Origin of the sequence: Salinivibrio sp. EAGSL (assembly GCF_013366455.1) — a bacterium.
In the GTDB taxonomy this organism is placed as follows: domain Bacteria; phylum Pseudomonadota; class Gammaproteobacteria; order Enterobacterales; family Vibrionaceae; genus Salinivibrio; species Salinivibrio costicola.
The window spans coordinates 86192-99891 of sequence record NZ_JABWMG010000001.1; the positions used below are offsets into that span (position 1 = coordinate 86192).

13 protein-coding genes are annotated in these 13700 nt (G+C 50.1%); 4 read left to right on the forward strand and 9 right to left on the reverse strand.

What is annotated here, in order from left to right; genetic code table 11:
- Nucleotides 1-101: 101 nt before the first annotated feature.
- The 8 genes from HLG76_RS00450 to hutC all read right to left on the reverse strand — a co-directional run bounded on the left by HLG76_RS00450 (nt 102) and on the right by hutC (nt 8494).
- On the reverse strand, nt 102-305 hold the full coding sequence (locus HLG76_RS00450) for a CPXCG motif-containing cysteine-rich protein (RefSeq protein WP_021023665.1): 204 nt from the start codon (nt 303-305) through the stop codon (nt 102-104).
- Between the two features lie 136 nt (nt 306-441).
- Nucleotides 442-1095, reverse strand: coding sequence for a hexitol phosphatase HxpB (gene hxpB, locus HLG76_RS00455; RefSeq protein WP_175992884.1), 654 nt, complete (start codon nt 1093-1095; stop codon nt 442-444).
- 35 nt (nt 1096-1130) lie between these two features.
- On the reverse strand, nt 1131-2000 hold the full coding sequence (locus tag HLG76_RS00460) for a fructosamine kinase family protein (RefSeq protein WP_175992885.1): 870 nt from the start codon (nt 1998-2000) through the stop codon (nt 1131-1133).
- 136 nt (nt 2001-2136) lie between these two features.
- Complete coding sequence (hutH, locus tag HLG76_RS00465) at nt 2137-3669, reverse strand: histidine ammonia-lyase (protein ID WP_021023668.1); 1533 nt, start codon at nt 3667-3669, stop codon at nt 2137-2139.
- Between the two features lie 10 nt (nt 3670-3679).
- Nucleotides 3680-5368, reverse strand: a complete 1689-nt coding sequence (hutU, locus tag HLG76_RS00470; protein ID WP_077576018.1) for a urocanate hydratase — start codon at nt 5366-5368, stop codon at nt 3680-3682.
- A 2-nt stretch (nt 5369-5370) separates the two neighbouring features.
- On the reverse strand, nt 5371-6423 hold the full coding sequence (gene hutG / locus HLG76_RS00475; RefSeq protein WP_175992886.1) for a formimidoylglutamase: 1053 nt from the start codon (nt 6421-6423) through the stop codon (nt 5371-5373).
- Entirely contained in the window at nt 6420-7670 is a 1251-nt protein-coding gene (gene hutI / locus HLG76_RS00480) for an imidazolonepropionase (protein WP_175992887.1), read from the reverse strand. Before hutI ends, hutG begins: the two co-directional genes overlap by 4 nt.
- Nucleotides 7671-7789: 119 nt before the next feature.
- Nucleotides 7790-8494 (reverse strand): histidine utilization repressor, encoded by a 705-nt coding sequence (gene hutC, locus HLG76_RS00485; protein ID WP_025744397.1) that lies wholly within the window; start codon nt 8492-8494, stop codon nt 7790-7792.
- A gap of 252 nt (nt 8495-8746) precedes the next feature.
- On the opposite strand from hutC, the gene thrS reads away from it, so the two are divergent.
- The 4 genes from thrS (at nt 8747) to rplT (ending at nt 11904) form a co-directional block, all read left to right on the forward strand.
- Nucleotides 8747-10675, forward strand: a complete 1929-nt coding sequence (gene thrS / locus HLG76_RS00490) for a threonine--tRNA ligase (protein WP_077576016.1) — start codon at nt 8747-8749, stop codon at nt 10673-10675.
- Between the two features lie 3 nt (nt 10676-10678).
- Nucleotides 10679-11224, forward strand: coding sequence for a translation initiation factor IF-3 (infC, locus tag HLG76_RS00495; protein WP_077460504.1), 546 nt, complete (start codon nt 10679-10681; stop codon nt 11222-11224).
- Between the two features lie 95 nt (nt 11225-11319).
- Nucleotides 11320-11514 (forward strand): 50S ribosomal protein L35, encoded by a 195-nt coding sequence (rpmI, locus tag HLG76_RS00500; RefSeq protein ID WP_025673304.1) that lies wholly within the window; start codon nt 11320-11322, stop codon nt 11512-11514.
- Between the two features lie 36 nt (nt 11515-11550).
- Nucleotides 11551-11904 (forward strand): 50S ribosomal protein L20, encoded by a 354-nt coding sequence (gene rplT, locus HLG76_RS00505; protein WP_025673305.1) that lies wholly within the window; start codon nt 11551-11553, stop codon nt 11902-11904.
- A gap of 196 nt (nt 11905-12100) precedes the next feature.
- On the opposite strand, the gene HLG76_RS00510 is transcribed toward rplT, so the two are convergent.
- Nucleotides 12101-13489: a peptide MFS transporter gene (locus HLG76_RS00510; protein WP_175992888.1), complete on the reverse strand. Its 1389-nt coding sequence runs from the start codon at nt 13487-13489 to the stop codon at nt 12101-12103.
- Nucleotides 13490-13700: the final 211 nt, after the last annotated feature.

A 13700-nucleotide genomic window follows, 5' to 3' on the forward strand; every position in this document is an offset into this window, starting at 1 on the left:
ACCCTGATACGAGTCGCGTCGGTTAGCTTTGTGTTTGCACTTGGTGATAACGTTACACTGATTTATGGCGCTGCATTCAGTGGGCGTTATAGGGTGCGTGGCTAAAAAATTTGCTCGTCATCCGCATCGACAAATAAGTTAACGGTTTTATGTAACTCGTCGATTTGCATGTTGTAGTGCACCGCATTACAGCAGTTGGGACAATCTTCGTAAAACTCTTGATTGCCGCCACTGAGATCCAGTGTGAGATCAATACGGTGTCCACAGTGCGGGCAGCTTACTAGCCGGTCAGTTATATCATCCATCGTCACAGCCCTTCTTTTATGACAAAGCGGTTACTGTCAGTATAGATGAGGATCGTAAGATGGATAAATGATGAGCGCTGCTCTAAAAGGTGGCATTAACCACTGTACGCGCTTAATGCCACCCAGGAGACGATCGCTACAGCGACGAAAGATTATCTGCACTAAAAGCTTTTAGGCTGGCAAGCTTTTGATCGGCAATCACAAAGCGAGGATCTTCCCACTCATGCGCGGCCGGCACCACAATGGTTTTCATCGAGGCGGCTTTAGCCGCAAGTAAGCCGGTAAAGGAATCTTCAAAGGCGACGCAAGCGTCGGGCTCGACGCCCAGGGCGTTAGCAGCATTAAGATACACTTTCGGGTGGGGCTTACCGTATTTTAAATCCCCCGCCGACTCAACAATTTCAAATGCGTCGCTAAGCCCTAGCGCATCCAATGTCGGATGGATTAGGGTCAGTGGAGACGATGAGGCCAGACCGATTTTTAAGCCAGCTTGACGGCAAATTTGCAACGCGTCTTTAACGCCGGGCATCATGGGTTTTTCATCTTTAACCAGCTCAACCACGCGTGCGACGATTCGCGCTTGCACGTCAGCATTCGATGGCCCCTGCCAAGGCTGGGTACTTGCGTAGTGTTTCACAATTTCATCAATCCGCACGCCTGTGGTATCACGCGTATCTTGTAAACTGATAGAAACGCCGAGCTCGGTCAATACATCAATTTGCGCCCGTTGCCAGAACGGCTCTGAGTCGACCAATAGGCCATCCATATCAAATATTGCGGCAGATAACATCGCCAACCTCTATCTCAGTGTGTGTGTCTGGCATCCTACACCGTGAGTGTGAGTTTTGTCAGCAATTGTTCGGCTTGTGCAAGGTAGGGGCCGCCGAATAAATTGACATGGTTGAGCACATGATAAAGGTTATAAATATCTTTTCGTTGTTGATAACCCTCGTCTAATGGCCATTCAGCCTGGTAGCCGTTGTAAAAGCTTTGCGGGAAACCGCCGAATAGCTCTGTCATGGCGATATCGGCTTCGCGATCGCCCCAATAACAGGCCGGATCAAATAGTACTGGGCCTTTGACGGATAAACCGACATTGCCTGACCACAGATCGCCATGGAGGAGTGCAGGTTTGGGGCGATGGTTAGCCAGTTGCGCTTTGACGCCGTGAATGATGGTATCAATGTCGCCCAAATGCAGTGATTTTTCCGCTGCTAGTTGTAGTTGCCAGCCAATTCGTTGCTCAGCAAAGAAGTGACACCACTTGCGGTGCCAGCTGTTTCTTTGCTCGCTGGTGCCGATGAAGTTATCGTCATCGAATCCGTATTCGACTTGCTCTCCCCAGCGGTGATGACGCGCCAGTTGCTGACCGAATAAATAGGCTTGGGTATCGTCGAGCGATTTAATGGGTAGGAAATTGAGTACTAATGCTGCATTGTCTTTTACCGGCCCAACAAAATACACCCGCGGAACATGAATGTGCTCACTCATTGCCAGTTGGCGTAGACCTTCGGCCTCGGCCTCAAACGCGGGCAGACATTCTCGCTGGTTGATTTTAACGAAAAAGCGCTGCTCGCCCCCATCGCTAATGCAATAGGCGTCGTGGATGTCGCCACCGCCGATGGCGGTTTTTTCTCTGATCTCAAAATCAATATCGAGCTGTTCGGATAAATGTAGAGACAGTGCATGCCACATAAGCGACTCCGTTACATCGAGGTGAGGGGAGGTAACTGCCTACATATTAGTCTATTTTAGCTTTGGTATTCTGTGGAGATGGCGGCAAATTGAATAAAAAACGGCTCATAAGGAGCCGTTTTTGCGGGTAAATACTTTACAGGCTGGGGAGTAAGCCAGAGGGCATTAGTCGGTTATAAGTACCGGTTTGCACCAGCGCATTGGCCTTTTCGATATCAGGCGCAAAGTAGCGGTCTTTATCGTAAAACGGCACCACGCCGCGTAACTCGGCTTTGGCTTGCTCTAAGCGCTGAGAGGTTTTATTGGGCGCGCGAAAATCAATCCCTTGGCTGGCCGAAAGTAGCTCAACGGCTAAAATGCCGCGGGTGTTGGCACTCATGTCATGCAAGCGACGCGCAGCGAAAGTCGCCATGGAGACATGATCTTCTTGGTTGGCAGACGTGGGCAAGCTATCGATAGATGCCGGGTGAGCCAAGGTCTTATTTTCGCTTGCCAGTGCAGCAGCGGTGACTTGGGCGATCATAAAGCCGGAGTTGACCCCGCCGTTGTTGACCAAAAATGGCGGGAGTTTACTCAAGTTGCTATCAATCAGTAAGGCCATGCGGCGTTCTGATAAGCTGCCGATTTCGGCAATTGCGAGGGCTAAGTTATCCGCTACCATCGCGACCGGCTCGGCGTGGAAGTTGCCGCCGGAAATAATATCGCCATCGTCTGGGAACACGAGCGGGTTGTCAGATACGGCATTTGCCTCGGTGGTGAGCACGTCAGCGGCATGGCGAATTTGTTGCAAGCACGCGCCCATCACTTGTGGTTGGCAACGCAATGAGTAGGGGTCTTGCACTTTTTCACAATTTTGATGGCTGTTGCCAATGTCGCTACTTTCGCCCAGCAAGTGACGGTAAGCGGCAGCGGCATCCATTTGCGTTTGATGGCCACGCACGGCATGAATCCGTGGGTCAAACGGCCGGCGGCTACCAAGCGCGGCCTCTACCGATAATGCGCCACAGACAGTGGCCGCGGCGTATAAATCTTCGGCTTCAAACAAGCCTTCAAGCGCAAAAGCGGTAGAAGCCTGCGTGCCATTGAGCAGCGCGAGTCCTTCTTTTGGTCCAAGAGTGATGGGCGATAGGCCCGCAATTTTGAGTGCAGCCTCTCCAGAAATGACTTCCCCTTTGTACCGGGCTTGGCCTTCGCCGAGCAGTACTGTGCTCATATGTGCCAATGGTGCAAGATCGCCCGAGGCGCCGACTGAGCCCTTTTTGGGAATGCAAGGATATACCTGGTGATTAACCAGCGCTGCCAGTGCTTTTACGACCTCGAAGCGGATCCCGGAGTAGCCGCGCGCCAAGCTGGCTATTTTCAGTACGATCATAAGACGCACGGTGGCATCATCCATAAACTCGCCAATACCAGCGGCATGAGAGAGCACGATTGAGCGTTGCAGGGTTTCTAAATCGTCTAATTCAATCCGAGTATTAGCCAGCAAGCCAAACCCTGTGTTAATGCCATATACGACGCGGTCTTGAGCGAGGATGTCGGCGACGGTGTCGGTACTGGCTTTCATGGTGGCTTCAATGCCATCCGCAAAAGCAATCTGTACAGATTCACGGCTTACTTGCCGCAGTTGGGAAAGGGTGAGTTCGCCCGGTTGTAATGTCAGTGTGGTCATTTTGCTCTCCTTAGCGCAGCGGCTGGTTAGGTAAATCCAGCAGCGGCAGATCGAGTTGTTCTTCTTTGGCGCAATCAATGGCAATGTCATAGCCGGCATCGGCATGGCGCATCACCCCGGTGGCCGGATCGTTTCTGAGTACTCGCGCCACTCGTTGATGCGCATCGTCGGAGCCATCACACACAATCACCACGCCTGAGTGCTGAGAAAAGCCCATGCCGACACCGCCACCGTGGTGCAATGATACCCAGGTTGCACCGGATGCCGTGTTGAGCATGGCGTTCAGCAATGGCCAGTCTGACACGGCATCAGAGCCATCCAGCATGCCTTCGGTTTCACGGTTGGGACTTGCGACTGAGCCTGAGTCAAGATGATCACGGCCAATAACGACCGGCGCTTTGAGCTCGCCATTTTTTACCATATCGTTAAAGGCAAGCGCTAAGCGTGCACGATCTTTGACCCCAACCCAGCAGATACGGGCAGGTAAACCTTGAAATTGAATACGTTCTTTGGCCATATCAAGCCAGTTGTGGAGATGCGGATCATCAGGGATGAGCTCTTTCACTTTTTGGTCGGTTTTATAGATATCTTCTGGATCACCAGATAACGCCACCCAGCGGAACGGACCAATGCCTTGACAGAATAACGGACGAATATATGCCGGTACAAATCCTGGAAAATCAAAAGCATTATTGACACCGACTTCTAGCGCCATTTGACGGATGTTATTGCCGTAATCCAAGGTTGCAGCGCCGCGTGTTTGCAGATCGAGCATCGCTTTAACTTGTACGGCCATCGAGGCTTTCGCGGTTTTGACCACCTCGGCTTCGTTGTCTTTACGCTGTGCCGCGGCTTGCTCCATGGTCCAGCCTTGCGGCAGATAACCGTTAAGGGGATCGTGGGCCGAGGTTTGGTCGGTGACCACATCGGGGGTGATATGACGTTCCACCAGCTCTGGGAAGATATCGGCTGCATTGGCCAATAAGCCAATCGACACGGGCTTGCCTTGTCGTTTTGCTTCTTCAATCATGCCGAGTGCTTGGTCCAAGGATGTCGCTTTGCGGTCGACGTACCCCGTACGTAAGCGGTAATCGATGCGGCTTTCATCGCATTCAACCGCAATCATAGAAAAGCCTGCCATGGTCGCGGCGAGTGGCTGCGCGCCCCCCATGCCCCCCAGACCGCCAGTTAAGATCCAGCGGCCTTTGGCGTCGCCATTAAAGTGTTGTTTCGCCACCGCGACAAACGTCTCGTAGGTGCCTTGCACAATGCCTTGCGAGCCAATGTAAATCCAGCTGCCTGCCGTCATCTGGCCGTACATCATCAGCCCTTGCTTATCGAGCTCGTTAAAATGTTCCCAGTTTGCCCAATGCGGGACCAAGTTGGAGTTGGCAATCAATACACGTGGCGCATCTTTGTGGGTGGGGAAGACACCCACCGGTTTGCCGGATTGCACCAGCAAGGTTTGATCGTCGTTCAGGCGTTTTAGTACCTCGACAATCTTGTCGAAACATTGCCAATTGCGGGCAGCTCGGCCAATGCCACCATAGACCACCAAACCATTAGGATGCTCGGCCACGTCAGGGTGTAGGTTATTCATCAGCATACGAAGCGGCGCTTCGGTTAACCAACTTTTTGCATTAAGCTCAGGCCCGGTGGGGGCTTTCACGGTACGTGAATCGAAACGTGGGTCCGTCATGGTTATTCTCCTTGATCGATGATGGGATGCGAGCCTGCTTGCTGCGGACAAGATTGATGCGGACAAGCTGTGTGAATCATGGTCCACGCCATACGCGCGGCTAAGCGACTGGTTTGCTGGTCGCGGTCATAATGGGGGTTTACTTCTGTGATATCGCAAATAGGGACGGGAATGTGTTGCTTCTGCGCAACGGTAAACAGGTGCCGAATTAACGGCTCAATCACCGCGACTGGCACGCCGTAAGCTGCAGGGGCGCTCACTCCAGGCGCGACACTAGCGGGAAACACATCCATATCGACAGTAAGATAGAGATAATCACAGCCTTGAATAAACTGGGTTAATCGCGCTTTTAACGCCGGTAATGCGTCTACCTGCATATTGATATCTTCTTCTACCCAGCAATGGCGTTGCTCGGCTTTATCGAACAGCGCTTGGGTATTGCTGGTGCGGCTTACGCCAAGGCAGGCATAGTGGAATGGCCAACCTTTTTTGTCACAATATTGGGCGATTTGTGCGAAGGGTGTGCCTGAGCTGCCGGCGTGACTGCGCCCTTGTGGCGTGCGCAAATCAAAATGAGCATCAAAGTTAATAATACCAATCTTAGGCGGCTGCGCGGGGTCGTTGACACGGGAGTGTGTCAAATGACGGGATAAGCCCTGAAAGCTCGCCCATGCAGTTTCATGGCCGCCGCCTAGGGTTAAGACCCGGTGCTGTGGCAACGAACGATGGATTTGCTGACTTAATCCTTGCTGGGCCAATACCAGATCTGAGTCATCACATACTACGGTTCCGCCATCATAAAGCGGATGACTGTTATGCCAGGCGAGGTTTGCCAGTGCTTGTCGCAGCGTTTCAGGGGCAAGGGCTGCACCGAGGCGGCCTTGATTACGCGCTACCCCTTCATCGCAGGCAAACCCATAGATCACGACACCTGGCGGCTGTTCGACGCTGTTATCGTAGGCGCTGATGGTTTGGTGCAAACGCAGACCGCGCTCCCCATCTTCTGGATCAATGCGTCCTTGCCACACGGTCATATCAGCAGGAAGATGTTTCATTCTTGATTCTCCTGGTGGGGCGTGCTCTGCGGAGTCGGTGTTGCGGGATACCAGACCCCGTTGACCACTCTTCCGACTAAGGGCGCCGTGCCGACCATATAACTGAGCTCGGCTGGGGTGTCGCACTGCCAAACGGCAAAATCGGCATCAAACCCAACCGCGATTTGACCTTTGTTTGTTAAGCCCAGTGCTTGGGCGGCATGACGGGTGACGCCGTAAAGGTTCTCTTTTGGCGTGAGGCCAAATAAGGTGGAAGCCATGTTCATCATGAGCGTCAATGAGGCAAAGGGCGAGGTGCCGGGGTTGAAGTCAGTGGCGATCGCAATGGGGACATGATGTTCACGTAATGCTTCAATCGGTGGCATTTGGGTTTCACGTAAAAAGTAAAACGCGCCGGGAAGCAGGGTTGCCACAGTGCCAAATTCGGCCAAAATCTGGGTGTCAGCCTCTGACAAATACTCAATATGATCCACCGAATAGGCCCCGGCTTTGGCCGCCGCCACACTGCCGCCCAGGTCGCTTAATTGCTCGGTATGGGCTTTAATGTTGAGTCCATGAGCATTGGCAGCCGCATAGATTTTTTCGGCCTGGTCGACGCTAAAGGCAATGTTTTCACAGAACACATCCACGGCGTCAGCAAGCTGTTGCTCCGCCGCGGCCGGGATAATGGATTGACAGATATGCGCAATGTAATGATCCGCATCGTGTTGATATTCCGGCGGTATAGCATGAGCGGCGAGCAAGGTCGTAGAGACATTCACGGGTAAATGCTGCTCGATAGCTTTCGCCACCCGAAGCATTTTTAGCTCATCGTCGAGGGTTAACCCATAGCCTGATTTAATTTCAATTGTTGTGACACCGTCACGCATTAAAGCTTCGGCACGTGGCAAAGCGAGGGCAAGTAATTCTGCGTCACTCGCCGCCCGCGTCGCTTTCACTGTGGAGAGAATTCCGCCGCCTTGTTCAGCTATGGTTTGGTAAGGCACGCCATTGAGGCGCTGCTCAAACTCGTCCGCGCGATTGCCCGCAAAAACAAGGTGAGTGTGGCTATCAATGAGTCCGGGTGTCACCAATTTTCCGTTTAACGACTGTTTGGGCCAGTCAAGCTGCTCGGCATCTTGGCCAAGTGCAACAATTTTGCCGTTTTCAACCGCAATCGCGCTATGGTCTTGGCATTGGTAGCCGTCGCTATTGTGGATATCGCTGGCCATCGTGACCAGTTTTGCATCGGTATATAGGTGTCTCATGATGATGGCCTTACCGCTCATTAAATGTCTATACAAATGTATAGACAAATAAAGTGGCAGACACAAGAGGGAATGTAAAAGAACGGTAAAAAATTGTGATCGGTTCGATCTAAATGAAGTTATCTATCCGTTCTCGATGTGAGCTTATAGCGCGATCCTGGATGGTACAGCAAGGCGGCACTGACGAGGGTTTGTTGGCTCCAGGTCCGACGGTGTAATAATAAACAGGGTTCGTCTGATCGCATCGCGAGGGCTTGCTGAATGGTCGAGCTCGCTTGAATGGCTTCGACTGTATGCTCAATGGTATTCACTGGGCAAACCGTTGATAAATACTCGTTTGGGGTGGTTTGATTAAAGTCTTGCGCTAAGTAGTCGGGCGCCAAAGCCGGATTGACCCAGCGCTGTTCAAGTTGCAACGCGATCGCATCACCGTAATGAACAATCTCACTATAAAAGACGGAGGTACCCACCATAACGCCTAAGCGCATAGCAACATCAGCCGGTGCAGAAATGCGTTTCAATGTGCGAATATCACTGTGATAAGTTTGCCCGCGAGCGTTAACTTCATCGGCGATATTACGAATATCCATTAATGGGGATTCGGCTTTGGGCTCAGTGACAAACGTCCCCAATCTAGGTGTGCGCTCCAGTAAGCCTTCAGCGACTAAATCGCGTACGGCTTTGTTCACCGTCATGCGGCTGACGTCAAATTGATCGCATAATTCGTATTCGGTCGGAATACGTGTCCCCACAGGCCAAACCCGAGTTTCAATTTTCTCTTGAATAAAGGTTTTAATTTGTTGATAGCGGGGCGCATTGGCCATAGATTGTTCCTGTCATTATTGTGTATACAAATCAGCATTGCTGAAGTCTAGTGCAAAATCAAGCGGATGATAGGGCGATACTCGTGAATCATTCGTTGGACGGCGAAGAAATTCTTGACGGGATGACTTGCATCACAAATGTCGGATCTTCATAATCAAAACCCTACTCACACTGTGCGGTTACTTACTAATCGCAAAATACACGTTCATGTGCCACTTGGTGTGTGGCACCACTGAGAAGGATTGTTATCAATGCCTCTAATTACTCTCCCTGACGGCAGTCAGCGTTCTTTTGACCACCCAGTTTCAACCTACGACGTTGCCAATGACATTGGTCCTGGCCTCGCTAAAGCTTGTATTGCGGGCCGTGTTGACGGCAAACGCGTTGATGCGTGTGACTTGATTGAGCACGATGCACAGCTCGAAATTATCACCGCAAAAGACGATGATGGGCTTGAGATTATTCGCCACTCGTGTGCGCACCTTTTAGGGCATGCGATTAAGCAACTTTTCCCTGATACCAAGATGGCGATTGGCCCAACCATCGACAGTGGTTTCTATTACGATATCGATATGGATCGCTCGCTCACCCAGGATGACCTGGATGCAATTGAAAAACGCATGAAAGAGCTGGTAAAAACCAAGTATCAGGTTGTGAAGAAAACGGTCAGCTGGCAAGAAGCACGTGATACCTTTGAATCACGTGGTGAACCGTACAAGATTGAAATCTTGGACGAGAATGTCTCTCGCGATGACCGTCCGGGCTTGTATCACCACGAAGAATACATCGACATGTGTCGTGGTCCACATGTACCGAACATGAGCTTTTGTCAAAACTTTAAAATTTTGAACGTGGCTGGCGCGTATTGGCGTGGTAACAGCGACAACAAGATGCTGCAACGAATCTACGGCACCGCCTTTCCTGATAAAAAGCAACTGAAAGCACACCTGGTGCGTTTAGAAGAAGCGGCGAAGCGTGATCACCGTAAACTGGGTAAGCAACTTGATTTGTATCATATGCAGCAAGAAGCGCCTGGGATGGTATTCTGGCACCACAATGGCTGGACGATTTTCCGTGAGCTTGAGCAATTTATCCGTGCGAAGTTGACCGAATACGACTATCAAGAAGTGAAAGGTCCGTTGATCATGGACCGCGTGTTGTGGGAGCGCTCTGGCCACTGGGACAAATATGCTGATTACATGTTTACCACCCAGTCAGAAAGCCGTGAGTATGCACTTAAGCCAATGAACTGCCCAGGTCACGTACAGATTTTTAACCAAGGGTTAAAGTCTTACCGTGATTTACCGCTGCGTATGGCAGAATTTGGTAGTTGTCACCGTAATGAGCCATCCGGTGCGCTGCATGGTTTAATGCGTGTGCGTGGCTTTACCCAAGACGATGCGCATATCTTCTGTACCCCAGAACAGGTACAAAAAGAAGTCAGTGCGTGTATCGAAATGGTCTACGAGACGTACCAAACCTTTGGTTTCAACAACATCGAAGTCAAACTTTCCACACGCCCAGAAACGCGTGTTGGCTCTGACGAGATGTGGGATCGTGCAGAAAAAGCCTTGCACGAAGCCTTAACGGCGATGGATATTCCGTTTGAAATTCAAGAAGGTGAGGGGGCGTTTTACGGGCCTAAGATTGAGTTTACGTTACATGATTGCCTGGATCGTGCTTGGCAATGTGGTACAGTACAACTAGATTTCGCGCTTCCTGAGCGCTTAAGTGCCACGTATGTAGGCGAAGACAACGAACGTCACACACCTGTGATGATTCACCGTGCTATCCTCGGTTCGTTGGAACGTTTCATCGGTATTCTGATTGAAGAATACGCTGGACACTTCCCAACGTGGCTATCACCGCAGCAAGCTGTGGTGATGAATATCACGGATAAACAAGCAGATTATGCGCAAGAGATTGCGAAAAAACTGCAAAAAGCTGGATTTAGAGCCTCTGCGGACTTGAGAAACGAGAAGATTGGCTTTAAAATCCGCGAACACACTTTGAAGCGTGTACCGTATATGCTCGTTTGTGGTGACCAGGAAATGGAAGCTGGCGAAGTAGCAATACGTACCCGTAAAGGTAAAGATTTGGGTAAAATTAAGATTGATGACTTCCTTGCTCAATTGCAGCAAGAAGTGCAAGATCGAACACTCAATATTGTGGAGGAATAAGGTATTAAAGGCGCAAGAAAAGCCCCGGCAAAGAAAAACGCTCATCGTCTAAACAACGAAATTCGTGGTGTCAAAGAAGTTCGATTGTCTGATGACAGCGGCGAACAACTCGGTATCGTCCCTTTTGATGAAGCACTCGCCAAAGCAGAAGAGGCGACTCTTGACTTGGTTGAGATCAGTCCGAACGCTGAGCCGCCGGTTTGTCGTATCATGGATTACGGCAAATTCCTTTACGAGAAGAGTAAAGCTGCGAAAGAGCAGAAGAAAAAGCAAAAGACTATTCAGGTTAAGGAAGTTAAATTCCGTCCTGGCACAGATGTAGGCGACTATCAGGTAAAACTACGCAACCTGGTTCGCTTCATTGAAGAGGGCAACAAGGTCAAGGTCACTATCCGATTCCGCGGGCGCGAAATGGCGCACCAAAGCATCGGTGTTGACGTGCTGAACCGCTTGAAGGAAGACACTGCTGAAATCGCTTCAGTAGAAAGTTTCCCGACTCGCATCGAAGGCCGTCAAATGATCATGGTCCTGGCCCCAAAGAAGAAGTAATTCTGGCTTCCAAGTAACAAGCGGCTGCGCCTGTTAGGTGCAGCCGCTTTGTTCGCCAAATTGCTATATTATTAACACAATGCGGAGTTATCATCATGTCTAAGATGAAATCCAACAAAGGTGCTGCTAAGCGTTTCAAGAAAACTGCTGGTGGCTTTAAGTACAAGCGTGCAACCAAGCGTCATATCTTGACTAAACGTACTACTAAGAACAAGCGTCAGCTGCGTCCAAATGCTGTTCTGCCTGCGTGCGAAAACGCGCAAGTAGCTCGCATGCTGCCATACGCATAAGTTTTTAGTTTTATAATTTAGTTTAGGAGAGAGATAATGGCTCGCGTAAAACGTGGTGTACAAGCTCGTGCACGTCACAAGAGTGTAATGAAGCAGGCGAAAGGTTACTATGGTGCGCGTTCACGCGTCTACCGCGTAGCTTTTCAGGCGGTAACGAAAGCAGGTCAATATGCTTATCGTGACCGTCGCAACAAGAAACGTCAATTCCGTCAACTGTGGATCGCGCGTATTAACGCAGCGGCTCGCCAAAACGGTATGTCATACAGCCGTCTGATTAACGGTCTTAAAAAGGCATCTATCGAAATCGATCGTAAGATCCTTGCCGATATCGCGGTATATGACAAAGCAGCATTCTCTGTGCTGGTAGAAAAAGCGAAAGCTTCACTGTAAGTTTTACAGTAAAGAATTGCTAAAAAAGGAGAGCTTCGGCTCTCCTTTTTGCTATTCATGCCTGCCTATATAATTGAACCCCCAACTACCTTACTGAAAAAAAGCATTGTTAGAGCAGGGATTGAGCATCGAAGGGGATGTGATATTAAAAAAGAGGCCAATCGGCCTCTTTTTAATTTAACTATCACCATAGGGGTTAGGCAATTTGTACTTGTTGTTGCTCGATTTCTTCACTGGGCGTAGCATTGGATTCAGCGCCGTGCATCCAGCGGATCAACGTACCGGATAGAGTCAGCAAGATCAGACCTGAAATCGCTGCTGTCGCGGCAATGCCACCGAAGATCGCCATGGCACCATAGTCACCCACATGCGAACCAATAATACCTGCAACATAGTTAGCAATCGCGTTAAAGCCAAACCAGGCGCCCATCATTAGAGAGGCCAAACGCAGTGGTGCGAGTTTGGTGACCAGCGATAAGCCAATTGGAGAGAGGCAAAGTTCGCCTAACGTGTGGAAGAAGAACGCGCCCACTAGCCAGAACATCGAGGTTTTCACCGTGGTGTCGCCGCCTTGCTCTAACACGGCCCCGATCATGCACAAAAAACCAAGCGCCAGCATAAATAACGCCATGGCAAATTTGACCGGTGAGCTAGGCTCTTTAGAACCCAGTCGCACCCACAATGATGCCGCTATAGGCGCACAGATAATGATGAAGAAGGGGTTGAGTGACTGGAACCATGCCGCTGGGATTTCAAACCCACCCACCATGCGATCCGTGTACTCCTGGGTGTAAATATTCATCAACCCGCCAGCCTGTTCAAAGCCAGCCCAGAAAATGATCACGAACAAACCCATCAATAAGATGACTTTAAGACGATCGATTTCTTGCTTGGTCAATGGTGCATTGGTCTTAGAATGATTGGCATCTCGTGCTTGTTGTGCCGCGGGAACACGACCGATATTACCTAGCCAAGCGTTGGCCATGGTTAGCTGGATAATCAAGCTGATCACCATACCAATACCGGCAGCAAAAAAGCCATATTGCCAGCCGTAAGCGCTGCTCACTGTGCCCGCAACAAAGCCGGCTAATAATGAGCCAATGTTGATGCCCATATAAAAGATGGTAAACGCACCATCACGACGATGATCGCCTTCATGATAAAGGTCACCCACCATCGTCGAGATGTTGGGTTTAAATAGGCCAGAGCCCGCAATCAGTATGGCTAAGCCAGCATATAAAGTATGTACCGTATCTAAGCCATATTGGTGAGCAGGGAAGGCCAGAGTAAATTGACCGATGGCCATTAAGGCACCACCTAGAATCACGGCTCGACGCTGACCGACAAAGTTATCGGCAAACCAACCGCCGATGAGTGGCGTGATATAAACGAGGCCGGTGTAATAGCCATACAGCTCTAGCGCGTCTTTGGTGGACCAACCTAAACCACCGTTGATGGTTTGATCGGTGAGGTATAATACCAAAATGGCACGCATGGCGTAGTAGGAAAATCGCTCCCATAGTTCCGTGCCGAAGAGTAGAAAAAGTCCCCGAGGGTGACCGAGTATTGTTTTTTGGTTTTCCATAACTATCTAATTATTCGTGAGTTTTGTTGGGCCTGCATTTCTTCAATCGGCGTGCAGTACATTGCCGAAACGTTTGTTGGAAAGATCACCTCGCTACAGTTTGTAACAAAATATGTAAAACTAGATTAATGCTTTTTTATCAAAATTAAAAACTATTATTCAAGCAATAATGCCGTCATTAATGATGGGTTTTATCCGAATAATGAAATTT

Coding starts and splice junctions, on each gene's coding strand:
- HLG76_RS00450 (WP_021023665.1), bottom strand. CDS start 305: ATGGATGATATAACTGACCGGCTAGTAAGCTGCCCGCACTGTGGACAC.
- hxpB (WP_175992884.1), bottom strand. CDS start 1,095: ATGTTATCTGCCGCAATATTTGATATGGATGGCCTATTGGTCGACTCA.
- HLG76_RS00460 (WP_175992885.1), bottom strand. CDS start 2,000: ATGTGGCATGCACTGTCTCTACATTTATCCGAACAGCTCGATATTGAT.
- hutH (WP_021023668.1), bottom strand. CDS start 3,669: ATGACCACACTGACATTACAACCGGGCGAACTCACCCTTTCCCAACTG.
- hutU (WP_077576018.1), bottom strand. CDS start 5,368: ATGACGGACCCACGTTTCGATTCACGTACCGTGAAAGCCCCCACCGGG.
- hutG (WP_175992886.1), bottom strand. CDS start 6,423: ATGAAACATCTTCCTGCTGATATGACCGTGTGGCAAGGACGCATTGAT.
- hutI (WP_175992887.1), bottom strand. CDS start 7,670: ATGAGACACCTATATACCGATGCAAAACTGGTCACGATGGCCAGCGAT.
- hutC (WP_025744397.1), bottom strand. CDS start 8,494: ATGGCCAATGCGCCCCGCTATCAACAAATTAAAACCTTTATTCAAGAG.
- thrS (WP_077576016.1), top strand. CDS start 8,747: ATGCCTCTAATTACTCTCCCTGACGGCAGTCAGCGTTCTTTTGACCAC.
- rpmI (WP_025673304.1), top strand. CDS start 11,320: ATGTCTAAGATGAAATCCAACAAAGGTGCTGCTAAGCGTTTCAAGAAA.
- rplT (WP_025673305.1), top strand. CDS start 11,551: ATGGCTCGCGTAAAACGTGGTGTACAAGCTCGTGCACGTCACAAGAGT.
- HLG76_RS00510 (WP_175992888.1), bottom strand. CDS start 13,489: ATGGAAAACCAAAAAACAATACTCGGTCACCCTCGGGGACTTTTTCTA.